At 65.0% G+C, this 25,758-nt stretch carries 21 protein-coding genes; 10 read left to right on the top strand and 11 right to left on the bottom strand.

Features of this window, described 5'->3' with window-relative positions; all coding sequences use genetic code 11:
• The first annotated feature begins 477 nt into the window (after nt 1–477).
• Nucleotides 478–1,041 (top strand): hypothetical protein, encoded by a 564-nt coding sequence (locus VNN77_15415; GenBank protein HXG52785.1) that lies wholly within the window; start codon nt 478–480, stop codon nt 1,039–1,041.
• Between the two features lie 54 nt (nt 1,042–1,095).
• Nucleotides 1,096–2,274, top strand: a complete 1,179-nt coding sequence (locus tag VNN77_15410; protein ID HXG52784.1) for an acetyl-CoA C-acetyltransferase — start codon at nt 1,096–1,098, stop codon at nt 2,272–2,274.
• Between the two features lie 156 nt (nt 2,275–2,430).
• On the opposite strand, the gene mnmA is transcribed toward VNN77_15410, so the two are convergent.
• From mnmA to VNN77_15385, 5 genes are all read right to left on the bottom strand, one after another.
• Nucleotides 2,431–3,456: a tRNA 2-thiouridine(34) synthase MnmA gene (gene mnmA, locus VNN77_15405; GenBank protein ID HXG52783.1), complete on the bottom strand. Its 1,026-nt coding sequence runs from the start codon at nt 3,454–3,456 to the stop codon at nt 2,431–2,433.
• A gap of 310 nt (nt 3,457–3,766) precedes the next feature.
• A complete protein-coding gene (locus VNN77_15400) occupies nt 3,767–5,521 on the bottom strand; it encodes a hydantoinase B/oxoprolinase family protein (protein HXG52782.1) in 1,755 nt (584 codons plus the stop codon).
• A 30-nt stretch (nt 5,522–5,551) separates the two neighbouring features.
• Entirely contained in the window at nt 5,552–7,627 is a 2,076-nt protein-coding gene (locus VNN77_15395; protein ID HXG52781.1) for a hydantoinase/oxoprolinase family protein, read from the bottom strand.
• Between the two features lie 36 nt (nt 7,628–7,663).
• Nucleotides 7,664–9,076, bottom strand: a complete 1,413-nt coding sequence (locus tag VNN77_15390; GenBank protein HXG52780.1) for a UbiD family decarboxylase — start codon at nt 9,074–9,076, stop codon at nt 7,664–7,666.
• A gap of 129 nt (nt 9,077–9,205) precedes the next feature.
• On the bottom strand, nt 9,206–9,532 hold the full coding sequence (locus VNN77_15385) for a hypothetical protein (protein ID HXG52779.1): 327 nt from the start codon (nt 9,530–9,532) through the stop codon (nt 9,206–9,208).
• Nucleotides 9,533–10,404: 872 nt separating this feature from the next.
• Between VNN77_15385 and VNN77_15380 the strand changes: the two genes are divergently transcribed.
• From VNN77_15380 to VNN77_15345, 8 genes are all read left to right on the top strand, one after another.
• Entirely contained in the window at nt 10,405–11,460 is a 1,056-nt protein-coding gene (locus tag VNN77_15380) for a beta-propeller fold lactonase family protein (protein ID HXG52778.1), read from the top strand.
• Between the two features lie 25 nt (nt 11,461–11,485).
• Nucleotides 11,486–14,110 carry a molybdopterin-dependent oxidoreductase gene (locus VNN77_15375; GenBank protein ID HXG52777.1) on the top strand — a complete coding sequence of 875 codons (2,625 nt, stop codon included), beginning with the start codon at nt 11,486–11,488 and terminating at the stop codon, nt 14,108–14,110.
• A 47-nt stretch (nt 14,111–14,157) separates the two neighbouring features.
• A complete protein-coding gene (locus VNN77_15370) occupies nt 14,158–15,117 on the top strand; it encodes an ABC transporter substrate-binding protein (GenBank protein HXG52776.1) in 960 nt (319 codons plus the stop codon).
• Nucleotides 15,118–15,147: 30 nt separating this feature from the next.
• Nucleotides 15,148–16,113: an ABC transporter substrate-binding protein gene (locus VNN77_15365; GenBank protein ID HXG52775.1), complete on the top strand. Its 966-nt coding sequence runs from the start codon at nt 15,148–15,150 to the stop codon at nt 16,111–16,113.
• Nucleotides 16,110–17,174, top strand: a complete 1,065-nt coding sequence (locus VNN77_15360) for an ABC transporter substrate-binding protein (protein ID HXG52774.1) — start codon at nt 16,110–16,112, stop codon at nt 17,172–17,174. The genes VNN77_15365 and VNN77_15360 overlap by 4 nt, the downstream gene beginning before the upstream one ends.
• 49 nt (nt 17,175–17,223) lie before the next feature.
• On the top strand, nt 17,224–18,135 hold the full coding sequence (locus VNN77_15355; GenBank protein ID HXG52773.1) for an LLM class F420-dependent oxidoreductase: 912 nt from the start codon (nt 17,224–17,226) through the stop codon (nt 18,133–18,135).
• A gap of 395 nt (nt 18,136–18,530) precedes the next feature.
• Entirely contained in the window at nt 18,531–19,175 is a 645-nt protein-coding gene (locus VNN77_15350) for a hypothetical protein (protein HXG52772.1), read from the top strand.
• 115 nt (nt 19,176–19,290) lie between these two features.
• Nucleotides 19,291–19,794: a hypothetical protein gene (locus VNN77_15345; GenBank protein HXG52771.1), complete on the top strand. Its 504-nt coding sequence runs from the start codon at nt 19,291–19,293 to the stop codon at nt 19,792–19,794.
• A gap of 262 nt (nt 19,795–20,056) precedes the next feature.
• On the opposite strand, the gene VNN77_15340 is transcribed toward VNN77_15345, so the two are convergent.
• The 6 genes from VNN77_15340 to VNN77_15315 all read right to left on the bottom strand — a co-directional run bounded on the left by VNN77_15340 (nt 20,057) and on the right by VNN77_15315 (nt 25,740).
• On the bottom strand, nt 20,057–20,350 hold the full coding sequence (locus VNN77_15340) for a hypothetical protein (protein ID HXG52770.1): 294 nt from the start codon (nt 20,348–20,350) through the stop codon (nt 20,057–20,059).
• 132 nt (nt 20,351–20,482) lie between these two features.
• Entirely contained in the window at nt 20,483–22,192 is a 1,710-nt protein-coding gene (locus VNN77_15335) for an amidohydrolase family protein (GenBank protein HXG52769.1), read from the bottom strand.
• 12 nt (nt 22,193–22,204) lie between these two features.
• Nucleotides 22,205–22,459, bottom strand: a complete 255-nt coding sequence (locus VNN77_15330) for a hypothetical protein (GenBank protein HXG52768.1) — start codon at nt 22,457–22,459, stop codon at nt 22,205–22,207.
• A gap of 14 nt (nt 22,460–22,473) precedes the next feature.
• Nucleotides 22,474–23,823, bottom strand: a complete 1,350-nt coding sequence (locus VNN77_15325) for an AMP-binding protein (GenBank protein HXG52767.1) — start codon at nt 23,821–23,823, stop codon at nt 22,474–22,476.
• Between the two features lie 43 nt (nt 23,824–23,866).
• Nucleotides 23,867–24,805 carry a polysaccharide deacetylase family protein gene (locus tag VNN77_15320; GenBank protein HXG52766.1) on the bottom strand — a complete coding sequence of 313 codons (939 nt, stop codon included), beginning with the start codon at nt 24,803–24,805 and terminating at the stop codon, nt 23,867–23,869.
• A gap of 44 nt (nt 24,806–24,849) precedes the next feature.
• Nucleotides 24,850–25,740 (bottom strand): DmsC/YnfH family molybdoenzyme membrane anchor subunit, encoded by an 891-nt coding sequence (locus tag VNN77_15315; protein ID HXG52765.1) that lies wholly within the window; start codon nt 25,738–25,740, stop codon nt 24,850–24,852.
• Nucleotides 25,741–25,758 lie beyond the last annotated feature (18 nt).

Genomic DNA, 25,758 nt, shown 5'->3' with positions numbered 1-25,758 from the left:
TCAGCTCCACCGGATTGCCGCTGATCAGCATGTAAACCGCCTGCCCCTCCCCACTCTCCGCCGCCCGCGTAAGCCGCTCAAAATACCGCCCCATCAGCTCCTTCTGCAAAAGATGCATCTGGCCCTGATAGCTGCTTTTGGAAGCTTCTGCTGCCTTTACCATCGATCCCCTCGGTCCGGCGTCCCGGATCCTGCGTCCAGGGTGCTGGAACTTCGCACTGCGCGCGCTGGACGGAACACCCGAAAGCCAGGACGCCGGACGTTTGTCGCTCCCGCGGAAGAGCAAGTTGTGTGCCGCGAGCGACGAGCCGTTTTCCCTCGGGAACGCACTTCCTTGCCGTCTTCGATTCCCAGCAATAAGAAACCCGGAGGGTGGAATTCTCAAATCTCAGATCAGCGGTGCACGTCGCCCACGCAAGACGGCGCAAAGTTCTTGGCTTGCGCCTTGCTAGCTTGAAATGAAAAAGGGGGTGTATCATGCCCAAGCCGGCCTCGTCGCGCCTTGCCCGACGCGAAACGATCGACTCTGCGGAGTGGGGCATCCCCGAGTCCCCGGAGTTCTCCGCCATCGAGCGGCTCATGACGGAGTTTCAGGCGCACGAGCTGCACGAAGAAAAGTTCATTCAGATATACCGCGAAGCGGCGAGGAGCTCCGCCAACCCGCTGATCAAATTCCTGCTGCGCCTCATTCTCGCAGACGAGGAGCGGCATCAGGCGGTCAACCGCATGATCATATCCATGCTGAAAAGCGACTCGGCGCTGAGAAACCGTCTGGCGGCCCAACCGCCCGAAGTCGCGGAGGGCTTCTACGAGCTGGGCGGCGAAGGCGAAAAGCTCCTGAAAACCACGGAGGACTTCATCCGGCTCGAGCAGGAAGCAATCCGGCAATGCCAGCACCTGCTGAGCACGAGCCGGCGCTACCATCATGGGCTGTTCAGCATGCTGTGCAACGCGATGATCCGCGACTCGCGCAAACACGTCGAGATTCTGCGCTTCCTGCACGCCAGACTCCGAAAGGCGTTCGTCTCGAAACCTCGTTGACTTGCCGAGACGTTCGCTGGTAGGAGATCAATCGGAGACCGGAAACCGGAAATCATGAGCCGGGCCGTAATCGTCAGCGCGGTGCGAACGCCGATCGGGAGCTTCAACGGATCGCTCGCCCCGCTCTCGGCGCCGCGTCTGGGGAGCGTCGCCATCGCGGGGGCGGTGAAGAGCGCCGGCCTGACGGCGCGCGAGGTCGATCAGGTGATCATGGGCACCGTGCTCGCCGCCGGTCAGGGGCAGGCCCCCGCCCGTCAGGCGGGCCTCGGCGCGGGGCTTCCTCCATCGGTGGGCTGCGTCACCGTGAACAAGGTTTGCGGCTCGGGGCTGCAGGCCGTGATTTTTGCGGCGCAGGCGATCCAGTGCGGTGACGCCGAGACGGTGGCGGCGGGTGGCATGGAAAGCATGAGCAATGCCCCCTATCTCCTGGAAAAGGCCCGCAGCGGCTACCGCATGGGCCACGGTGCCCTGATCGACAGCATGATCAAGGACGGGCTGTGGGACGTTTACAACGACTTCCACATGGGCGAGGCCGCCGAGCGCTGCGCTGAGGAGTTCAACATTTCGCGAGCGGAGCAAGACGAGTTCGCGATCGCGAGCTACACGCGCGCGCAATCGGCTCAGGAACAAGGCGGCTTTGCGCGGGAGATCGTCCCGGTCCGGGTGGCCGAGAAGGGCGGGAACGAGCGGGTTGTCGGCCTCGACGAGGAGCTTCAGAAATTCGATCCGAAAAAGCTGATCGCGCTGAAGCCCGCGTTCCGGGAGAACGGGACCGTGACGGCGGGAAACGCCTCGTCGGTAAGCGACGGAGCGGCGGCGCTGATCGTCATGGCGGAGCACAAGGCAGCGGGACTGGGGCTGGATCCGCTCGCCCGGATCGTGGCGTGGAGCGGTTTTTCCCGGCAGCCCGAGTGGTTCACGATCGCGCCCGCGGACGCGATCATGAAGCTTCTCGAGCGATGCGGGTTGACCGCGGACGACATCGATCTCTTCGAGATCAACGAAGCGTTCTCGGCCGCCTCGATCGCGGTCAACCGCAAGCTCGGTCTCGATCCGGCAAAGGTCAACGTCAAAGGAGGGGCGGTGGCGCTGGGGCATCCCATCGGCGCGAGCGGGGCGAGGATCCTCACCACCCTTGTCCATTCGCTCGTGCAGTACAAGAAGCGCCGCGGAATCGCCGCGCTTTGCATCGGCGGCGGAGAAGCGCTGGCTTTGCTGGTCGAAAGAGGTTAGACGCCTTCTCTCCCGGTTACCGAACCGCGCCCTCCTGGCGGCGCGGCCTGAACGGAGCGCAGCGGCTGGCGGTTGGCAATCTCACCTGGCCGCCGGCCAAAAAAAGCTCGGCCCGAGCCACCATGATGCGGCGCCGACACAGGTACGAATCCACGGTCAATACTCGATGATTCCGCCGCCCAACACCTGCTCGCCATCGTAAAAGACGGCGGACTGCCCCGGGGCCACTCCCCGTTGGGGCTCGTCGAAAACGACGCGCACTCCCCACGGACCCGCCTCGACGACCGCGGCCACTTTCGGTTGACGGTAGCGAATTCGCACCTCGTACCTCCCTTCCCTGGATCCCGAGATCCAGTTGAGCTGGCTCACCACGATCTCCTTCCTGTAGAGGACGGGATCTCCGGGGCCGACGCCAACCACCAGAGTATCGGTTTCCGGCTGCTTGGCGGCCACGTAGTAGGGCGCTCCGCCGCCGATCCCGAGGCCGTGCCGCTGGCCGATGGTATAAAACGCCAGACCATCGTGCTCGCCGATCCGCGTGCCGTCGGCGGTGACGATCGGTCCGGGCCTCCGGGGCAGGAGCTCGCGAAGAAAGTCGCCGAAGCTCACCTTGCCGACGAAGCAGAGTCCCTGCGAATCCTTCTTCTCCGCCGTCGGAAGGCGCCACTGTCGCGCCATCCGCCGCACCTCCGACTTGGTGCAGCGCGACAGGGGAAACAGCGAGCGCTCGAGCTGCGGTTTGGCGAGCGACCAGAGGAAATAGGACTGGTCCTTCTGCTTGTCCGCTCCCTCGAACAGGCCGATCCCGCCGCCGCGCTCCAGCCGCGCGTAGTGGCCGGTCGCGATGTAATCCGCGCCGAGCCTCAGCGCGCGCTCGAGAAACGCTCCGAACTTGATTTCGCGGTTGCACATCACATCGGGGTTGGGCGTCCGGCCCGCGGCGTACTCTCGAACCATGGAGTCGAAGACTCGCGCCCTGTATTCCCTTCTGAGGTCGAACGTCAAGAAAGGAATGCCGAGGTGAAACGCAACGCGCCGGGCATCGCGCCGCTCCTCGCCCTGCTCGCACCCGTCCCAGCACGTGATATGGCCGCCGACGACGTCGAAGCCGTCGTCCTTGAGAACGGCCGCAGCAACCGACGAGTCCACTCCGCCCGACAATGCAACGAAGACCGTCGCCATAACGTGTCGCCGCCCGGGGGCGGCGGTTGCGGAAATTCAAAAGTGCAAACGGTTCAAAAGTTCGATCGAAAACACCAGGAACCGGAAAACAGGCCGCCAGAAACTGCCGAGGAGTTCATTCGCAGGTAGTCGCGGATCGAACGTGGGCCGGGACCGGAGAACAACGGTTTCCGGCCGGTTCCCGGGTTCCGGGTTTCCGCTTTCCACGCTGAACCCTGGAACTTCCTGAACATTTGAACGGCGCGAAGCAACGGGATTCGGCGTCTGCGCCAGGAGCGACCGGGATACGATGTCCACATACCGCACTGAATTAAACGGGCTTCGCGGTCGCGCGAAGCGCGGCCGTCGACCGCCGATCGATCTCCAGAGTTTCGGGGTCGATCGCCACTCTGTAGACTTCCCGCGCCTTCTCGATCGACACGAATCCGTTCACCACGTCGGCGCGAACCTTTTCCGCATCACGCCGCGCCGGATCGCCCACCCCGGCGCCGCCGCCGCTGATCTTGACGATGACGTCTCCCGGCTCGAGCTGATAGAGGCGGTGGCCCCGGATCGGCCGGCGCTCTTGGCCGCGGATCAGCCAGGAGCGGGAGTTGGGCGTCGGCTCGCCTCCGAGCGCACCGGGAGCCCTGACGATCTCGCCGTCGGAGCTGCCGGTGGCGATTCCCGCCTCGCCCCCGACGTTTTCCACTTCCCAGTGGATCCCCGAGGCGCCGCGCCATTCGCCTGCGCCGGCCGTATCCTCGGCGAACTCCCAGCGCCGGACACGCCAGGGAAATCGCAGCTCGATCTCCTCGACGTTTCCCCGGTTGACCTCTCCCAGAGCCCCGATCGACGTGGCGCCTTCGTATCCGTCGTGTCCCCGGACGGCCCCCGCGCCTCCGTCGGTGTCGAAGGTCGTCACCACGTATTTTTCGCCCGTGCGCGGATCGTTGCCGAAGATGTAATGGCCGTAGCGCTTGCCCCAGCAGGCGATCGCCCGCTCCGGCACGGCTTTCGACATCGCGCTCGCCACCGCTTCGATGATCTGGTGGCCCATGCTCACCGGGGAAGCACCGACCGTTGCGGGGTAGCGTGCGTTCAAAACGGAGCCGGGCGGAGCGTAGACGGTGATCGGCCGAAGGCTTCCTTCGTTGTGATATTCGGCGAGCGCAGGGTCGAGGAACATGAAAAGCGCCGACAGCGTGTTGCTGTAGGTCGAGGCGAAGACGCAATTGACGAAGCCCTTGCGCTGGGGGTCGCTTTTCGAAAAGTCGACCCTGAGCGTGTCGCCCCGGATCGTGATCTCGCAGCGGGCCCAGACCGGCACGTCGAGCTCCGTGCCGTCGTCGTCGGTCGCCGCCTCGCCGTCGTAGGTCCCGTCGGGAATCTTCTCGATGGCCGCACGCACCGCCTTCTCCGTTCGCGCCATCATCTCCTCGACAGCCGCGAGCACGGTGTCCTTGCCGTACTTGTCGAGCAGGGCGACGACCCGTTGCTCGCACAGGCGGGTCGCGGCGATCTGCGCATAGTTGTCGATGCGCGTCCCCTCGGGCCAGCGCACGTTTTCGAGAATCAGCTCCATGACGTCTTCTCGTTCGCGATCGCCTTCCATCACTTTGATGCCCGGGATGCGGAGACCTTCGGCGTGGATGTCGTAGGCGTTCGGGAAATAGCCGCCCGGATAGGCGCCGCCGGTGTCCATCTGGTGAGCCCGGCAGAACGTGAAGAAAAGCAGCTCGCCGCGATAGAAGATCGGCCGGTAGAAGCCCCAATCGGGAAGATGGCAGCAATGGCCGTCGTACGGATCGTTGACCAGGATCACGTCTCCGGGACCGAGTTTCCCTCTGAACTTTTCGAGCACGTACTGGACGGAGAGCTTGCCCCCGAGGTACTGAACCGACAGGCCGATCGGGACCGCCACGGTGCGCCCCGCGCCGTCCCAGATGCCCACGGAGACGTCGTGGAGCTGGGCGATCAGGTAGTTCTGCGAGGTGCGGTCGATGACGTAGCGCATCTCCTTGCAGATGCTCTGAAAGGAGTGCCACACGGTGGAGAGGGTTATCGGATCGATCGGTCCGGCCATCGGCTTCCCTTTCTCCCGGGCTTCCCCGGATCAGCTCGAAACGCGGGAAAGAACGTAGTTCTTCGTCCTGTCCACGGCGCAGGCGTACTGCGGGGGCACGACGACGGTGGTCGCGGGCTCCTCGATGATCGCCGGGCCGCCGATGCGGTGGCCGGCGGCCAGGCGGCTGCCGTCGTACACCGGGGTCTCCTCGTAACCGCGGGTAACCTCCCAGAGGACGCGGCGGCTGCGCTTGAGCGCGCGCTCCGCCCCGCCGGTTGCGGGGGCGACCTCCGCCAGCTCGACGGCTTCCTGGCGAACCGTAGCTTTCAAGAGCACGTTCAGGAATTCCACCTCGCGCGCGGGCATGGCGAAGGTGAACAGCTCCTTGTGCCGCCGGTGGAAAGCGGCAACGATCCGGCGCAGCTCCGCCGGACCGATTGCGCCGCCGGGAACTTCCGCGATCTCCAGTTGCTGGAACTGCCCGAGATAACGCATCTCGAGGGATCGTTGGAGCGTGGTCTGCTCGGGCGTGACCCCGATATCGTGCATGAACCGGAGAGCTTCCGACTCCATCTCCCGGAGCAACCGGTTGAGCCGCTCGAGATCGAGAAGGCTTTGGCGGGCGACCAGAGAGCGGGCGAAGCTCTTCCCGACCTCCATGTTGAGCATGCCGAAGGCGCTGTAGGTCGCGGCGTAGCAGGGGACGATGATCGTGGAAATCCCGAGCAGATGCGCGACCGAAGCCCCGTGTACGGGTCCCGCTCCGCCGCCCACCACCAGAGCGAAGTCGCGGGGGTCGTATCCTCGCTTGGTCGAGATCTCGTTCATCTTGTCGGCCATTTGCGAGTTGACGGTCGCAAAGATCGCCATCGCAGCGGCCGGGACGTCGATCCCCAGAGGCTCCGCCACGGCACGGACCGCTTGCCCGGCCAGATCGGGATTCAGCGGAATCTCCCCGCCGAGAAAATAGTCCGCCGGGACATAGCCCAGAAGCAGGTCCGCGTCGGTGACCGTCGGGAGCTTCCCGCCCTTTCCGTAGCACGCCGGCCCCGGGTCGGCTCCGGCGCTTTGCGGACCGACGCGCAAGAGCCCCAGAGGGTCGATCCACGCGATGCTGCCGCCGCCGGCGCCGATGCTCGGAACGTCGACCATCCTCAGCGCGACGTGCTCGTCGCCCACCCAGTTGTGGTCGGTCACGGGGATCTCGCCCCCCCGGATCAAGCAGACGTCGTAGCTCGTCCCTCCCATGTCCACGGAAAAAAGATCGTCGCGGTTGACAGCCTGTCCCAGCCGGATTGCGCCCGAGGGAGCCGCCGCCGGGCCGGAGTTGACCAGCGAGACGGCGCGCCGCACCGATTCTTCCACGGACTGGACCAGCCCGCCTCCCTGAACCACGTAGAGCGTGCCGTTGAACCCGATTTCCCGGAGCCGGCGCCGCAGCGCGTCGAGGTACCGGGTGGTGATCGGCCCCACCGCGGCGCTCACGACGGTGGTGCTGAAGCGCTCGTATTCGCGGTAGACCGGGAGAACCTCGTGCGAGGCCGTGACGTACGCGCCCGGCATCGCCCGGCGGCAGATCTCGGCGGCTCGCCGCTCGTTCAGCGGATTGGCGTAGCTGTGCAGGAAGCAAACCGCGACCGCCTCCACGCCCTCCCGCCTGAATTTGTCGACCGCCGCCCGGACGTCTTCCTCCCTGAGCGGGGTGAGGACTTCGCCCGTGCAGAGCGTTCTCTCCTCGACGGGAAGCCGCAGCGAGCGGGGTACGAGCGGCCGGTAGGGCGGCACGAAGAGATTGAAGCGCGAGGTGTGGACGTTTTTATAACCACGGCGCATCTCGATGGTGTCGCGAAAGCCCCTGGTCACGAGCAGGCCTACTTTGGCGGTCTTGCCGGTCAGCAGGGCGTTGGTGGACAGGGTCGTGCCGTGCGCGATCAGCAGGCGCACGTCGGACATGAAGCGGGAGAGCTCCACGCCGAACGAGCGGGCCGCCTTTTCGAGGACGCCGGCAAGACCGATCGTCGGATCGGCGGGGGTGGTCGGCGACTTGAAATCGTGAAGCCGCCCCCGGTCATCGAGCACCAGGCAATCCGTGAACGTTCCCCCGACGTCGATGCAGCACTTCATGGGAGCGGGAAGCGCGGCTGGCGGCCGTCCGGCCGTTCAGAAACCATAGTTTTTCCACTCCCGCAGCACGCGATCGAGGTGCTCCCTCGGAGGCGCGGCAACCGCCGGGAACGGATGCTTGCGCGTGGCGTCGATGCCGAGCTTGGAGGAAAGCCGCCGCGACGGATCCTGTTGCAGCACGTCCTCGGGCGCTTGGGACGGGTCGAGCTGGACCGCAGCGGTGCCGGACATGACGAAAGTGTCCCTGTCCGGTTGGACGCGAAACGCGAGCGCCCAATTGACGCTGTCCGGGTCGCGAACGTCGATGTCGTCGTCGACCACGACCGTGATCTTGCCGAACTGAGGAGCGAACGCCCACGCGCCGCACATGGCGATGCGCGGGTGGGCGGGATGGCTCTTTTTCATCGATATGACGAGATAGGCCGCCGATCCGCCCGCCTCGAACAGATGAACGTCGACCACCGGCAGGCCGAGATCCGCAGCCAGATGCTTTTTCAGGGCCGACTCCCTGCCGATGGAGCGGATGCAGCTCGACTCGCTGGGCGGCATCTGGCTCGTGAGGGCCTGGAAAACGGGGCCGGTTCTGTGGGCGAGACACTCGACGTCCACCACGTAGGACATCGATCTCGGCCCCATGTAGCCGGTGTATTCCCCGAAAGGACCTTCGTCTTCGAGCTGGTTCGCCGCGATCGCTCCCTCGATCACGAACTCGGCAGTCGCCGGAACCTCGAGGTCGGACGTCACGCAGCGGACCACCTCGACCGGTGCTCCTCTCAAGGCTCCGGCAACCGCGAGCTCGTCCAGATCCTTCGGGAGCCGCGTTACCGAAACCAGACCGATGACCGGGTCCGCTCCGACGACGATGGCGACGGGAGTGGCGCGGCCGAGCCGGTTGTTCTTTTCGACGTGCTCTCTACCGCCTTGGAGATAGTTGATGAAGAGGCCCAGCTTGCGAGGCCCCTTGAGCTGGACCCGGTACGTTCCGACGTTTCTGATTCCCGATTCGGGGTCACGCGTGATGACACAGCCCGACGTGATGTAGGGTCCGGGGTCTTCTCCGACGGTCCAGGTGGGTATGGGAAGGCGCCGGAGATCGACCTCGTCGTCGCGCAGGACGTTTTCGTGAACCGGGCCGGCCGAGAGCCGCTTCGGAGGCACGGGGCAGCGCTCGGCTTCGGCCCACTTCTCGTAGACTTTCCCGATCTCGCATTCGAGCGCCAGGCAGTAGATCGCCCGCGAAGCTCCGAGCGCGCCGACGACCACGGGGATGTCGAAGCCGGCCACTCGCTCGAAGAGAAGCGCCGGACGGCGAGGCTCGGGGATCGCCTCAAAAACCGCTTTCGTCACGGCGGCGATCTCCCAATCCTTGTCGACCGGCTTGCCGATCCGGTGAAGCTTCCCGCAGCGGTCGAGCTTGTTCAGGAAATCGCGGAGATCGGCGTACGGCATGAAAACGTCTGCGCTGCCAAACCGGGCTGGCGTGAGCCGCTTTGGAGCGGCTCAAGGTTCGAATGAAGGGCTCAAAGTAAAAACCGGGAACCGGAAAACCCGGCAACTCTTATATAGCCGGCGACTCCCTCAGCGCGCGCGAGGCTCGAGCGGCATCAGCGAGGCCAGGTCGAATCCATGACTTCCCCAGGTCCTGCTGCAGCTCGCCACGCAACCCCTTTCGCAATTCTTTCTTCCGGGCCAGAGTCGGCAGCTCTGCACCCGGAGATTCACCGCGCCTTCCGACGACGGCTCGCCGTCCTGTTCGAGACCCACAACGGTTATCCCTCCCGTTTCCGGGCACCGTGTGAGCCTCCTGGTGCGATAGCCGTTGAGCCTGGCGTAAGCCACGATGCTCAGCACCATCCAGAGGACGGAAATCGCGGCGGTCCCGACGATCGTCAGTATCTCCATCATCGCTCCGTGTCTCCCGAGATCTTTTCCTGCCCGTCGATAGCACGAGCAATTCGGGTGCCACCGCGCGCCGCTCGAGCGATCACGCATTCGCCTCGGGCGGGCCACCCGATTCGACCCCCGTTCTTACCAATTGGAATTGCGGCCCCTTTTTTTCCGAGATTTGGCAACGGCGCAGGCGATGCTTTTCGAAAGGGCTCGCTGCAAAAACAAACCGCAGGGCGGACGCTCCGGGGAGAGGCGAGAACGTGGTCGACGGCGGGTGCGCTCCCGCCAGCCGGTCGGGTTGGCACAATTGCTGCTCTATGGATCCTCTTCAGTCGGGTAGAATTCCGCGCCGGCCGCAGGGAAAGGATGCCCAATGGTGTCGCGCCGGCTCCGATTTGCCGTGCCTTCCAACGACGCCGGCGCGACGTGACGGCAGAAACGGGAGCCGCGCAACTGAGCGGCTGTCACGGGTTGAAGGCGCCGCGACCCGTCCGTAGCGGTGGGCAAAATCGAGTCCGGCAACTGGTTTCCCGATTCGCGTCCGGTGGCGTCGCCGAAAACCATCGCCGGGCCGCCGAGGCGAGCGAAGAGCGCTCGGATTCGATTGGGCCCGGGCACACGACCATCTCGCCCGGACTGCAGAGATTCGAGTTCATCTATCCGACCATCGTGGCTCCCGGAGATGACGCGGTGCTTCGCCGGGGGAGTGACGAGCAAGCTGTCGTGACCGGCAGGAGGAGTGTCCCGTGAGATACAGGGCCAGCGCTGTTTGTCGTCGTGCGATGAAAGTCCCGGCATTGGCATTGCTCGCGCTGGGGCTCGCGTCGATTGCCCCCGGGGCGTCGGATCGAGCTCCAGGGGCCGGCTCGATCCAAACCTTGCCTGGAATGCCTTCCGTAGTCGACCCGCAGAATATCTACAGCGAGATCCGGGCAGATCGTCTGAGCCCGGTTGCGGCCGGAGCGCTGGTGCGCGTCTATGTGCCCAACCGCCAGTCCGGCGAGGTGGCGGTGATCGATCCGGCGAGCTTCAAAGTGGTGGATCGCTTCCGCGCCGGCCTCCATCCGCAGCACGTCATTCCGTCGTGGGATCTGAAGACCCTCTGGGTGAACAACAATGCCGAAGGACGCAAGGATGGGAGCGTGACCCCGATCGACCCGAAAACGGGCAAGCCCGGCAAATCGATTCCCGTCGACGACCCTTACAACATGTATTTCACGCCGGACGGTCAGTTCGCGATCGTTGTCGCAGAGGCGCTTAAAAGGCTCGACTTCCGCGACCCGCGGACGATGGCGTTCCAGTTCAGTATCCGCGTGCCCAACTGCCGGGGCATCAATCATGCGGATTTTTCCGTCGACGGCCGCTATGCGATTTTCACCTGCGAGTTCGCCGGGACGCTCGCCAGGATCGACCTCGTCGGTCGAAAGGTCACCGGTTATCTGAAGCTTTCCAGGGGAGGGATGCCTCAGGACATCCGCCTGTCTCCTGACGGCCGGCTTTTTTACGTCGCCGACATGAAGGCCGACGGCTTGTTCGTGGTCGACGGGGATCGGCTTGTCGAAGTGGGATTCGTGGAAACGGGCGTGGGCGCGCATGGTTTGGCGGTGAGCCGCGACGGGACGAAGCTGTTCGTGGCCAACCGCGGCTCGCACCACGTCTTCGGGCCGCATGGGGGCAAGGGGAGCGTGTCGGTCGTCGATTTCGCCGCGAGAAGAGTCGTCAACACGTGGCCCATTCCCGGCGGCGGCAGCCCCGACATGGGGAACGTGAGCATCGACGGGAAAACGTTGTGGCTGTCGAGCCGCTTTGACGACGCCGTTTACGCCGTCGATACCGCCACGGGGGCGGTTCGAACGATCCCGGTGAAAAAGGAACCGCACGGCCTTTGCGTCTGGCCGCAGCCCGGCCGCTACTCCCTCGGCCATACCGGCAATATGCGGTAAAGGATTTATGACTCCGGGACAAGGCGTGGAATCGGCTGGCGCGGGCGAGGACATCTGGATCCCGAGCGTTTGCCGCGTCTGCTCGAATTGCTGCGGCATTCGGGTTCGCCGCAAGGACGGCGTGGTGGTGAAAATCGAGGGGCTTCGGGACAGCCCCCACAACGCCGGGCGAATCTGCGCGAAAGGCCTCGCCGCCATCATGAGCATCTATGATCCCGACCGTCCTCGGCGGCCGCTGATCAGGACCAATCCGCGAAAAGGCATCGGGATCGATCCAGAGTGGCGCGAGCTGAGCTGGGATGAGGCGATGGAGACGGTGGCCGCGAAACTGGCCCGGGTGATGGCCGAGGACCCGCGCAAGCTGGTGATCCTGCGCGGCGTCGGCGAACCGGACTGGGTGGGAAGCTGCGTCGGCGCTTTCGCCAGGACTTTCGGGACGCCCAACTTCGCCGGCGGGCCGGTTTTCGCCACGCACGTGGACGCCTGCTATCTGATCAACGGCACCATGCACGTCGAGATCGACGTGCCCCGTTGCCGTTACCTCCTCCTCTTCGGCGCGCAGCGCGGCGGCGCGGTCAACCACGATGCGATGCGCGCCGCGCGCGAGATCGCCGAAGCGCGCCGCCGTGGGATGCGGCTGGTCGTGATCGATCCGATCTGCAGCCCGGTGGCTTCTCAGGCCGACGAGTGGGTACCGATCCGCCCGGGCACGGACGGAGCGCTTGCCCTCGCCATGATGCATGTCCTGCTCAACGAGATGGGCGTCTTCGACCGGGACTTCCTGCGGAACCAGACCAACGCGCCTTACCTGATCGGCGCTGACGGGCATTACATCCGCGAGGAGGGATCGGCCAGGCCGCTGGTCTGGGACGAGCTCGCCGGGCACGCCTGCGCCTTCGACGCCGTCCGGGCGCCGGCGCTCGAGGGCGAATTTACGGTGGCGGGCAAAGCCTGCAAGCCCGCGCTCGCCGCGCTCCGGGAGCACTTGCAGAAAAACTACGCGCCCGAAGTGGTTGCGGAGATCACCACGGTTTCGCCGGAAACGATCCGCCGCCTCGCCCGGACCTTCGGCGAATCGGCGATGATCGGGGGCACGGTTACGATCGAAGGGCAGACGCTTCCCTATCGGCCGGTGTGTGCTTTTTGCGACAGCCGCGGTCTTTCCTCGCATCAGTTCGGCATGTGGGCCTGCATGAACGTTCACATGCTCAACGTTCTCGTCGGTGCCCTGGACGTTCCGGGAGGTTGTCTCAGCACGAATCTTCTGGGGCCCGGCGAAAAGCCGCGCGTCGAGGAAAGCGATGAAGGACTGGTCGTCGGCCCGGGCGAGGTCCGCTCCTACCCCGCCGGCCGGCCGCGCGCCCCCGAGACGATCAACCTGCGCGAGCTCTTTCCCACCGGGCGGGCGATGGGAACCGTGATGATGGGTCTCAGCCTGGTTCAGCGCCCCGATCTGCTGCCCTACAAGCCGGAGATTCTCATCCTGAACAACTTCAACGTGATGATGTCGGGGGCCGGGCCGAAGACCCTGGCCGAGGCGATCGGACGGTTCCGCTGGGTTGTTTTTCTCGGCGACAAGCTGACCGAGACCGCAGAGCTGGCCGACGTCGTCCTGCCGCTTCGGCAGCACGCGGAGCGGCTCGATTTTTCCGTGAACTCGATGCGCGGCTGGGTCAACGGCGATCACTGGTATTACACCCTGCGCCAGCCCGTGCTCGCGGAGAAAACGGAAGCCAGGCATCCAGTGGAAGTCTACATGGAGCTGGCGAGGCGGCTGAACAGGCTCGAGCCTTTCATCGAGCGCTTCAATTCCGGCCTGGGGCTGAAAGAGCCGTACCGGCTGGAGGCGACGCCGGTCCCTTCCGTCGAGGAGATCCTCGAGCGTCACATCCGCTCGACGCTGGGCCCGGAGTACGGGCTGGAGACGCTGCGCGAAAAAGGTTTCGTCGCTTTTCCCCGGACGCTCGCCGAGCGGTTTCCGCGCGCGCTCAAGAGGCTCCCGCGCGTCCCGATTTATTTCGAGTTTCTGCTCGAGACCGGTGCTCAGCTCGAGCAGGCGGCGGCGGAGTTCGGCCTGAAAATCGACTGCAGGTCTTTCCGCGCATTGCCTTCGTGGCATCCCTGCGCGGCGCAAGAGCATGCTCCATCCGGATACGATCTCATCGCCGTCAACTACAAGCTCCCGTTCCACAGCTACAACATGACCCAGGACAATCCATGGCTGGCGGAGCTGGCCGAGCACCACCCGTACGCCTACAACCTGTTGATCAGCGCGGAGGCGGCGCGCGCGCGGGGCATCGCCGACGGCGATCTCGTGGAGCTGGAAACGCCGGCGGGCGCGCGTGCCCGGGCCATCGCCAGAGTCTCCCAGTGCATTCATCCCGAGGTCGTCGGCATCGCCTCCTGCTTCGGGCAGTGGGCGAAGGCGCGCCGCGCCGCCCGCGGCCGGGGCATCCACTTCAACTCGCTCGTCCCGTACGGGCTCAGCCAGATCGATCCGATGGCCGGATTGATGGACGCTTGCGTGAAGGTGAAGGTGATCAGGTTGTCCGCGGACAAGCCGTCGGGCGCCGGCCGCTCAGAGCGGATCCTTCGGGAAACTTCCTTCCCGCAAGCCGGCGCTCCGGGAAGGTCTCCGGGGTTCGCGTAATTTCCGGCCGAGGGCGCCGGAAAAGCGCGGGAAGGGTAGAAGATCCCATGAGCGGAAAAAAATGGCTGCTTTCCGCCGGACATCATCATCTCTTTCACATCGTCGCGCCGATCGTGGCGCGGGCGCGGGGGTACTTCGAGCAGGAGGGCGCGGGGGAGTGCGAGTTCTTCTGTAGCGGCAGCGACGCCAGGACCATCGAGGGAATGATCCGGGGGGAGTACGAGATCGGGCTCGATCCCGAGCCCTACCTCGTGTGCGCCGCCCAAAGCCAGGGAGCCGATCTCAAGATCGTCGGGGGCTGGCTCAACAGCCCGGCCTACGCTTTCATCGCCGCCCGCGCCAGGGGCATCCGTTCTCTGAACGATCTCGCGGGCAAGAAAATCTCCGTCCGGGAGCCCGACGGGATCGATACCCGGTTCGTCCGGGCGCTCTTCCGCCGCGAAGGGCTCGACGCCGACTCCATGGTCCAGTGGGTCGTCAAGGGCTCTCGCTCGCGGGGCTTTCAACAGCCGGTGCTGGATTCCGGCGAGGCGGACGCGGCGATGATCATCCTGCAGGATGCGTGGGGCATGGTCGAAGACGGTTACCCGATGCTCGCGGACCTGTCGAAGGTCTACCCTCAGGGCTACGCGGTGAGGATCACCGCCGCCCGGGGAGACGTCGTTCGCAACGAGCCCGGCCGCCTCACGGGGTTGCTGCGCGCCTTGATCCGCGCCTACCGCTTCATGAACCAGAATTACCGCGAGACCATGCGGATCGTCGCCGCTTCGGGCCACGGGCTCGACAGGGACATGGATCCCTCCCTGTGGGACACCAAATACCACATGTTCGAGCGCATCCCGCAGGACGGGAGCGTCAACGAAACCGGGCTGCGGCTCGTGATCGAGGAAGAAAAAACCACCGGCAAGCTGCCCCCGGATTTCAGCATGGAGGCCGTTCTCATGGACCGTTTCGTCAAAGAGGCGGCGGCATCGGTCCGGGAGCGCTTCGGGGAAGGCTGCGAATAACGCCCCGCGGGCGTGCGGCGCGCAGAGGACATGATCGGCAGGACGCTCAGGATCGCGGCGGGCCACTACCACTTGTTTCACCGCGTCGCCCCGGCGGTGGCGCGCGCCAAGGGTTACTTCGAAGAAAACGGGCTGGACGTCGAGATCTCGGCGACCGGCAACGATCACAGGAGCCTGGAGGCGCTCGCCCGCGGCGAGATCGATATCGTGGTCGATCTCAAGACCCCGGTGGCGCTCCAGGCGAGGGACCGCGGGGAGGACCTTTTTCTCATCGGGGGTTTTCTCAATACCTATCCCGGGATTTTCGTCGGAGCGAAAGGGATTCGCTGCGTCGCCGATCTCAGGGGTCGCAGAGTCGGTCTGAGGGAGCCCAACGGCGTGACGCTGACGATGAGCTCGATGATTCTGAAAAAGGCGGGTCTGGAGCCCGACGGCGACGTGATCTTCGTCGCCCACACCGGGGCTTCGTCGTTCAGATCCATCGTTCCCAGGCTCGAGCGAGGCGAGATCCAGGCGCGGATCGCCCACAAGGCCTATCTCGACGAGTTCGTGCGCGCCGGCTATCCGGTCCTGGCGGACCTCGAAGAGTATCTGCCCGACGGCTATCAGCTGCGAGCGATCGCGGCGAAGGGTGCGTTCCTGGACGCCAATCCGGACATCGCGGTCGGTTTTCTGGCAGGGCTGATCCGGGGCTACCGGTTCATGAAGAATCCCGCCAACCACGCCGAAATGATGGCGATCGTGGAGCGTTCCGGCCTCGAGTTCGAAGCCGACATGGATCGGGAAATGTGGGAAGAGGAGTATCCGTTGATTCCCGGCGTGCCCGCGGACGGATCGATCAACGTCGCCGGGCTGCAGATCATCCTGGACGAAGAAAAGCTCGCAAGAAGGGTCTCGGAGGCGATGACCGCCGAGCGAATCCTGCGGCTCGAATACGTCGAGCGGGCCGTCGCTTGCCTACGACGCGGCGCGCAGGTAGAGTCGGAGCGGCGATGAAGAGCGGGCGTTTCGAGAAATATCGCGCAGCGCTGGCTGAGGCGGCATCCATCTTCCGCCCGCGAAAGTTGCTGGCCGCCGCCGTCGCCGTTTCCGCGTGTCTGTCCGCAGGGGCGGCGGCCCGGCCGGCGCGCGGCGCGGAGGCGGAAAAACTCAACGTCTGCTACTCGTCGATCGCGGCGACGTCGATTTCCACGTGGGTGCCGCAGGAGGCCGGGATCTACCGGAAGTACGGTCTCGATGTCAGCGTCGTCTACGTGGCCGGCGCTCAGGCTATCGCGACGCTGATTTCGGGAGACGCGCACGTCGTCCAGGGCTCCGGGGCGGCGGCGGTGCTGTCGCGATTGTCCGGGTCGGACGTGACGATGATCGCCACCACGATCAACGTCATACCGATGAGCCTCGTCACCGTGCCGGAGATCGCCACGCCCCGGGATCTCAAGGGCAAGACGTTCGGCGTGAGCCGGTTCGGCTCCTTGACCGATCTGGGTCTCCGAAAGGCGTTGAGCGAGTTCGGCCTGGATGCGAACAGAGACGTCAAAATGATCCAGACCGGCGGCGTCCCGGAAAACCTCCTGTTCATGCAACAGGGACTCGTTCACGGGGCGTTGATTTCGTCCCCGACCCTGGAGAAGGCAAAGGAGCTGGGCTACAGGGAATTCCTGAACCTCGGAGAGATCAAGTACCGCTACCCCGGAACCACGCTGGTGACCACCAGCTCGTTCGTGCGCAGCCGGCCGCGGACCTTGAACCGGTTCCTCAAGGCGACGCTCGAAGGCGTGAAATACGCCAAGGCCAATCCGGAGTTCACGATCAGAGTTTTGGGCAAGTACACCCGCAATTCGGACGCGCGGCTGCTGGCCAGCGCCTTCAAGAGCTATGTGCTCGGTTACATTCGCAACGTCCCGACGATAACTCCCGCCGAGATCGACGCCGTCCTGGAGGACGTCGCCTCGCGCAATCCAAAGGCGAGAGGGGCCGATCCGAAACAGTTTTACGATCCGGCGCCGCTCGAACAACTGTCGAAGGAAGGTTTTATCGCCGAGCTCTATCCCCGGTGAAGGACGGCTCTTCGCTGCGGGAGATCCGGGCGCGGCTTCGTCACGTCTCATGCAGTTCGGCATCGCTCTTCCCCATTTCGGCTCCGAGGCGAGCCGCGAGGCTATCGTCGAGGCGGCGCAGGCCGCCGAGCTCCTCGGGTTCGATTCGGTCTGGGTTCTGGATCGGCTCCTCTGGCCCCTCGAACCGATCTCCCGGTATCCCGGCAATCCGCGGGGAGCCCTGCCCGTACCGATGCAGAACACCTACGATCCCATGTCGGTGCTGGCCTTCGTCGCCAGCTGTACGCGCCGCGTCCGTCTCGGCACCAGCGTGCTGGTAACGGCCTACCGGAGTCCGGTCTTGCTCGCCAAGATGGCGGCGACGGTGGACCAGCTCTCGGGCGGCCGGTTGATTCTTGGTCTGGGGGCGGGCTGGAGCGCGGATGAGTTCAACGCGGTGGGCGAACCGCTGGCGGAGCGCCGCAGGCGGGCCGACGAATACATCCGCGTTCTCGACACTCTATGGACGCAGGACGAGCCGTCGTTCGAGGGCGAGTTCTATCGAGTTCCGAAGTCGATCTTTCTACCGAAACCCGCGCAAAAGCCGCGGCCGCCGATCTGGATCGGCGGCAACAGCGCCGGCGCGCTCCGGCGCGCGGCTCGATTCGGCGACGGGTGGCATCCGACGAACCGGATCGGCGTCGCCGGTCTGGAGCAAGCGCTCCGATCGCTCCGGGAATGGGCCGGGAAGAGGGGACAGGATGTGAAAGTCCCGGCGCTCAGCCTTCGCTGGAACGCGCTTCCCGATCTCGCCGATCCCGCTGACCGCGAAGATCTGGTCTCGAGGTTGCGGCAATACAGCGAAGCCGGGGTGGAGCACGTCTGCTTCGATCTCAACATTCCGGCGTCGCGCCCGATGCGCGCAATGATCGAGGCGATGACCAGGCTGGCCTGGGAAGTGGCGCCCGGAGTCAGGCGCTGAGCGCAGCCCCGGTCGAACCGCGAGCGCTCCCGCCGTTTCCCGGGCTCTTTCCGTCGATGCGCGCGCCGGCGCCTCGTCGTCGGCTTTGGCGTTCCGCAACCTCGAGGGCGATATCAAAAACAAGAAAGAAGGCCGCGTCGTTTCCAACTTTCTGGGATGCGAAGCGGCTCGGACGCTAGCCGGAGCCGAAAAACGAATTGGTATGTTCTTTGCGACCCGTCGGATGAATTGGCGGTGGTTTGTCGGACGGGCTCGAAGATTCTCGACAGGATCGAGGATGTATCGTTGCCGGCAGTGCAGTGAAGGGAGGGCGATCCATGTACGGGTGGAGGGGGACCGTCGGCCTCATAAAACCGACGTTTCGACCGGGTTCCCTCGAGAGATTTATTCGCCTCATGCCCGACGGGGTGGCGGTGATTCCCCGTTACGTCGGGGTGAGCGCCGGGACCGAGCGGGAGTTCCAGGAGGCGTTGTCGGTGGCCGAGCAAAGGGTCGCCGAGCTGGCGGCGCTCAAGGTCGACCTCGCGGTGATCCAGGGCGTGCCTCCCGTCATGCTCAAGGGGTACCGCTTCGACGCCGAGCTGATCGAAACTCTGCAGGCCAGGTACGGCGTTCCGGTGCTGACGGCGACCAGAACCCAGATCGAGGCGCTGAAAGCTCTCGGAATCCGGCGCATCGTCGGCGTCACCTATTTCGGGGACGATCTCAATCCGAGGTTTGCGCAATTCTTCAGAGAGGCCGGTTTCGAGGTTGCGGCGATGAAACGAAGTGTGGAAACGGCGTTTGCGGACCTGGGCAAGATCCCGGCCGAGCAGATCTACGCCGGGGCGAAGAAGGTCTTTCTCGAGGCCGGCGGCGGCGATTGCCTCTATCTTCTCGGCGCGGGATGGGACTGCCTTCCGGCGATCGAGCCGCTGGAGCGCGATCTCCGGACGTCGGTGGTTACCAACGTGACGGCGGACGTCTGGGCGACGCAGAAACGCTTGCGGCTTCGCGCTCCGGTACGGGGCTTCGGGCGCTTGCTGGAAGAAATGCCTTGAACGGTTCAGGAAATTCGAGCATCGGCGACGAACAGACAGGGGAGGTCGGCGGGCAGAAAAGGAAACTCGAAACGAGCCATTTGGTTCTGCCGAGCTTCTTCGGGCGGAAGGAAGCATGAGTTCCGAGAGCGCGCTGGATCTCCTGGAAAGGTTCGCGGAGATCGAATGGCTGGTCGCGAAGATCTACTTCCGTTTTTCCCACCTGTTTCTCGACCGGCCGGAGCTGCGCGACTTCTGGTGGGACATGGCCCATGAAGAGGAGCAGCACGGCTCGATCCTGTCGGCGTGCCGGACGCTGATCGGAAAAGACAAGCTGGAGCGGCTGGAGCTGGACGTGACCCGCGAAAAGGCCGAAGAGCTGAAGCGGTGGCTGCGCTCTTATCTCAGCCGGGGAACGCCGTCGCTCGGAGTCGACGAGGCGTTTCGCATCGCGCTGGAAATCGAAGGCTCGGAGGTCAACACGATTTACAACAAGCTGCTCCACGCCGCGGGGTTGGGAGGGGCGCAAATCGTGGAAAGCCTCGGCATTCCGGTCCACGTCCAGACCCAGAAGCTGAAGGTCGCCATACACCGATTCTGCGCCGACCCGGGCCTGCTCGAGACGGCGCAGCGGCTGTAGGCGCTCGGGTCGGCCCCTCATGCGGGAGCCTGCGCTCTACGAATGCACTGCCGATCGCAGCCGCCGAAGGCCGGCCACAGGGTGCAGCGGTGAACCACCGCCCCGCGGGAGTCGCCGAATCGTCCTTGCGCCTCCACCAGGGCGAGGCAACGGGTCGATGCGCACAGAAGAAGCCATTGCTCCTGCCGGGACCGGAACCACGAGCGGATCACGGCGCCGCAGCCCGAAGCGAGCGTTTTCCCCGGTCTGACAGCGCGCAGGCTCACGGACGTCGTTCGCGCGTTTCCGGCCAGTTTTCCCCGACGCAAGCCTCCGCGCATCCCTTGCGCGCCGGCCAGAGCGAGCAGCTCTTGACCCGGAGCAGTGATCGCCCGAAGGCCGCCGCCAGCATCGCCTTGCGCGTGTTCAACCGGACTTCCGCGGAGGTACGGGCTTCAGGGCAGTCCACGACTCTGGCGAGGCGATAGCGGCGGTAGGTGTCGATCACGATCGGGCCGATCACGAAAATCAGGCCGATGGAAACGACACCGAGAATGACCATAAGAGGAGCCGTCATAAGAGCCTCCTTTCCTTGAAGCCAAAGGCACGGTCGGACACCCGCCGATCGACGCAATTGTCGTGCCGAAGACGGATTCCCCGGGAGAACGAGCGCTGGCGAAAGGTGGCCATGATTTTCGCGGCCCCCGGGTCATGGCGGAGGAACCGTGCGCGACGGATCCTGCGGGAACCTCACGATCAAAGGGAGATCGTTGGAAGTGCCGCCCCTGTCCGGCGTCTCGTGCGGTTTCGGGTTTTTCACGGAGACGAAGATCGTCCCGGCCTTGACCAGGTGCGCCGGAATCGTGGCGGCGAGCTCGGTCTGACTGATGAAACGAGTGGCGACGCTGCGGCCGCCGGCGCAGACCACGGAGGCCGGGTAGAATTCTCTCCCGTGTAATACCAGTTCGACGTCCCGGTCTTCGGCCGGAACCATTTTGGGCGAGATGCCGTGGAGCGCGGGCCGCGGATACCCGTAGAACTCCCGCGTGTGCGAACGGGGAAACGGATTTGAAAAGCTTGCGTGGTAAGAAGTGTCCACGATCTCGCCGTCCTTGATGACGGTCTGGATCCTGCGCGTGCGGGTGATATCGGCGAGCGGATCGCCGTCGATGATCACGAGATCCGCCAGCTTTCCCTTCTCGACGGTTCCAAGACGGTCGGCTTGGCCCAGATACGCGGCGCCCGCCCGGGTAGCCGCGACGATCGCCTGCATCGGGCTGAGACCCGCCTCCACCAGCAGCTCCATGTCGCGGTGCAGGCTGATGCCCGGCATTACCGCCGGCGCGTCCGTTCCCGTCACGACGTTGCCGCCCGCCTCGACGAGAAGGGAGAGAAACTCGCCCAGGCGCCGGAAGCCTTCGCGCAATTCTTCTTCCGGAAGGATCCCGTAGATCGAATAGCGGTTTCCCATGACGACGTCCCCCTCCGGCGCATCTTTTATCCTCGGGCCGTAGGCCGTGTAGTAGTGATCGAGCCAGAGGAGGCGCTCGTGCTCCGATATATAGGAGAGGCCCGGATTTTTCAGGGCGTCGTAGTCCTCCCGCTCCCACCTGTCCCGCTTGCCGAGCGCCGCTCCCCAGAGCACCGTCGTCGGCTCGATGAAGGTTCCTTTTTTCGCGAGAAAATCGACGAGGCGCGGAAAGTGCGCCCTTTCGGCGAGCGTCCAGGGACCGAGGAATTTCGCCAGCCAGAGTTTGATCTCGGAAAGTCCCTTGCGGCCGATCTCGCTTCTGATCGTCTCCTCGGCGCAGCCGGTCGCGTGCTCGACCCCGTCGATGCCGGCCTCCGCGTAGGGAACGATGCTCGAGTCGAGGTGTCCGGTTACCTTCAGGCCGGCCTCGTGCGCCTCCTCGGCGACGGCGCGGGTGATCTCGAGGGAAACGCCGAGGTGAATCTTGAGGTAGTCCACTCCCAGGGCTATGAGCTCCCGAGCTACCCCGCGCGCCTGCTCCGGATCGGTGGCCACCGTATGATGTTCCGCGGTCGCCTTGCCGTAAAAGCCGCCTCCCGTGCAGAAGATTCGCGGTCCCGGAACCTTCCCGAGCGCAACGGCGTCCCGCTGCGCGAGGATCCATTCGAGCGGATTCCCGAGGTCCCGGACCGAAGTCACGCCATGGGCGAGGAACAGCTCGCCGCAGTAGCTCCGGTAGTGAACGTGATTGTCGATCAGGCCGGGAAGAACCGTCTTGCCCCGGGCGTCGACGATCCGCGCCCCTTCGGGCAAAGGAGCCGGGTCGGTCGTGACGCCGGCGATCCGGTTCCCCTCGATCAATATCGTCGCGTCGTCGAGCGGCCCTCTGCCCGTTCCGTCGATGAGCCGGGCTCCCCGGATGACAAGCGGCGGTTTCGCGGCTGCCATGGCGTCCCTCCTTCACCCGCGGCGATCCGTGCCCGAGGCGCGGGCCGGTCTCCGGCGGTTCGTCCGCGCCGGCGGCCGCGCGCGGTGCGCGACCGCAGAGAACCCATCCGTCATGTCGAGGTCGAAAAGGACCTGCCACAGCTCGTTTCTGGCCCTGCGGCAGTTGAAGCGAACGACCGGCAGAGGGTGCTCGGCGAGCGCCTCCAGCGCCCGATAGGCTTCCAGGAGCCTTTCCCGATCGGTCCTGTCGACAAGTTGTCGTTCCATGGGAACTCTCGCTCTCAATGGGATCTTGGCCGTTGGTCGACGAAGCGCCGGGCCTTGAGCTCGAAACGGGGCAGCGAGTTCGCCGGCACCGCCTCGACGACTGGTGTGAGGCCGATCCTGGTCTTGAATTGACGCCGGATTCCTGCCGTGACCTCCGAGGCGCGTTGCGCGCCTGCGTCTCCGCGCAACTCGAACTGGATGACGAGCGAGTCCAGGCCGTCGATCTCCTTGATCGTGGTGAAAAATTCCTCGACATCCGGAAATTCCCGCACGATCTCCTCGACCATCCGCGGCGTCAGCTGGATTCCGCGCACCTTCACAAGATCGTCGTAGCGCCCCAGGATGCCGCCCTTGAGGAGATCGAAGACTCGCCGGCACGGACACGCCGCGTTCTCCTGAAGCACGACGATGTCGTTCGTCGCGTAGCGAAACAGGGGCATCGCCTGCTTGACCAGCGGTGTGATCACCATCATGCCCTTTTCACCGTATTTCAACGGCCGGAGCGTGTGCGGGTCGACGACCTCGGTGAGAAACTTGTCCTCGTTGATGTGGGCGCCGTCGGGAAGTTTCGCGCAGGTGAAAGCGAGCATCCCGGCGGTCTCGGTCGTCCCCATGAAATCGGCGAGGTGTGCGTTGAAGCCGTCTTCGATCGCGGCCCGGGTGGAGGGAATGAAAGCGCCGGGCTCGCCGGCGACCACGACCTTGTCGAGCCGGCTTTGCCGGCCGAGATCGACGTTCTCGTCCCGTGCGACGTGGAGGATGCGAAGCGCGTACGAAGGCGTGCAGCACAGAGTGGTGATCTGGAGGTCCAGGATCATGCGGATCCGGCTCCTCGTATCCATGCCCCCGGTCGGATGGACGCGGCAGCCGATTTTTTCGAAACCATAATGGGCTCCCCAGAAGCCGACGAACGAGCCGTAGCCGAAGGCGATCATCACGTTGTCGTCCGGCCGCACGCCGAAGTTGTAGAGGCTCGAGGCCCAGCAGCCCGCGCCCCAGACCCAGTCCCGGTCGGTGTCGAGAGCCCGCACCGGGGGCTTGCCGGTGGTTCCCGACGTGGTGTGATATCTGAGGACGCCGTCCAGCGGCACGGCGAGGCGCGTGCCGTAGGGCGGATGCTCCAGCAGATCCCGGTCCAGGTCCTCCCGCCGCGTGACCGGGAATCGTTCGAAGAAGTCCTCCAGCGTCGAGATGTCGTCGGGAGTGATGCCGCAATCGGTCATCAGTTTCCGGTAGTAGGGCGAGCGCCGCCAGGCGTAGTCGATCGCCCGTTTGAGGCGTCGCAGCTGGAGCTGCCTGAGCCCGCTCTTCGACATCAGCTCGACGTGCGGGTTCCAGTAGTCGTGGGGAAGCGCGACCTTCATGGGCGAAGCCGGGCCGACTTCTCGGACTCGCGAAGCCCCGGTCCTAGGCGGCCTGGTGCGTTCGTTTCGGCGCCGCTCCGTGCAGGGCCTCCTGCTCCAGCCAGTAATCGGCCATATCGATGCAGCGAGCGAACCAGACGCCCGGGAAGCCCTTGACGTACTGCAGGAACTTGTCGAAAACGCTGGCCAACCCGGGGCGCCCGCCCGTGAAGTTGTGCATCGAGTAGCGAAACTTCATCGGGTGAAGCCGGGCTTCTTCGTAGTGGGCGTCGAAGTCGTCCTTGAGCTGCTGCAGGGCGCCGGCCAGGCCGAGCGGAGCGATGTCGTTGTCGCTGTGCGCGGGCCGCACATAGCCCAGCGAAACCAGCCTGGTGCCGTTGACGTCGATGGTATACGGGATGTCGGAGTCGCAGTAGTCGCCGTTCCATTTGAAGCCGAGCTCGGCGCACAGCTCCAGCGTAAACGGCCCGGGGCGCGGCCCGGGCGACATGTAGCCGGCCGGTCGTTCGCCGGTCGCCTTCTCGATGGCGGCGATCGATCTGACGATCGCCTCGCGCTCCTGCTCCTTGGTCTTATAGGCGGTGGGATGCACGGTCTGATCCCAGTGGTGCGTGGCGATCTCGTGGCCGCGCCGCCTGGCCTCGGCCAGCGATTCGGGAAAAAGCTCGGCCATCAGCCCGCTGGCGATCACGGTCGCCTTCGCCCCGTGCTTGTCCAGGACGTCGAGCAGCCGCCAGAAGCCGAAGTTGGCGCCGTACTCGCGCGCGCCCAACGCCATGAAGTCGTCGCTGTAAACCGAATCCGGAGGCATCGGTCGCCGCGCCATGGTGTGCGGCCCCGGCTTGGATTCCCACTCGTGCATGATGTTGAAGGTGACGGCGATGCGCGCGCCGCCCGGCCAGGCCGTGAACCAGGACGGCCGCCGGGGAGTCTTCGGCCGGTAATTCCAGTGGTACCTCTTGACGAAATCGAAGGAATCCATGTCGTTTTTGTCCTCCTCGCTTTTTTCAGATCGAAGGTCGCTCATCAGACAGGCAGAGGCCGGTAAAGTCCCGCTCTGGCGATGCAGTAGATGATGGAAAGATCGCCGAGGAGGGAAAAGACCGCTGCCGCGACGATCAGGCCGGATGGAACGGCCGCAAAGGCGGCGAAGCCGCCGACTGAAATCGGCACAACCAGGCCCAGCGCCACCGCTCCCGCGTAAAAGGGGAGCGCCACGCGCCCGAAGAGCAGAAGCTCCACGGACCGAAGCGCCGTGACCCCGCTGCCGCGCATGACCGACACGTAAACCAGCACCAGCACCGCCGTGGAGATCGCCAGCCAGAGCTTGACGGCTTCGAGACTCATCTGCAGCCCGCCGGCTCCCGGCGCAGACTCGAGCACGACCAGAACAGCCGTGCCGGCGCGCAGCGCGTAGGCGATGTAAAGAACGGGGATGAGGGGTGTGTTCCAAAGCGGGATGCCTTTGCCCGAGGCCCAAACGAAGCCTTTGTAGCCAACGATCCACAGCGCGCCCAGCAGCGAGACGACGAAAAGCGTTCGGGAAAAAGCCGTTTCCCCGGCATCGAACTGCACGCGGAGCAGGTAGGCGGCGGCCGCGGCCAGAAAAGCCACCATTCCCGCCAGACCGCGGCTGATCCACGAGCCGGCGACGTTGGCCATCATGCGCCAGAAGCGCTCGGGGCGACCGAGAAAGAGCAGATGGCAGAGACCACCGACCGCCACGAGGGCGAATCCCGCCGCCAGCCCGGCCTCGAAGCCCCGCAGCGCGGCGAAGAACCATGTTGCCGCGCCCGCTCCGGTGAGGAAATGGGCTACGATAAGGAGCAGGCCCCGACCCTCGGCCCATTCCCGCTGCGGGCGAAAGGGCCGGCCCAGGTCGGCGATGCGAGCTTGATGAGGCTCGATCCGGTTCATCGTTCTTCCTTCTTTCCT

This window comes from Candidatus Zixiibacteriota bacterium, from assembly GCA_035574315.1.
GTDB lineage: Bacteria > Desulfobacterota > Binatia > UBA9968 > UBA9968 > DATLYW01.
This window is presented reverse-complemented; position numbering and strand designations above follow the sequence as displayed.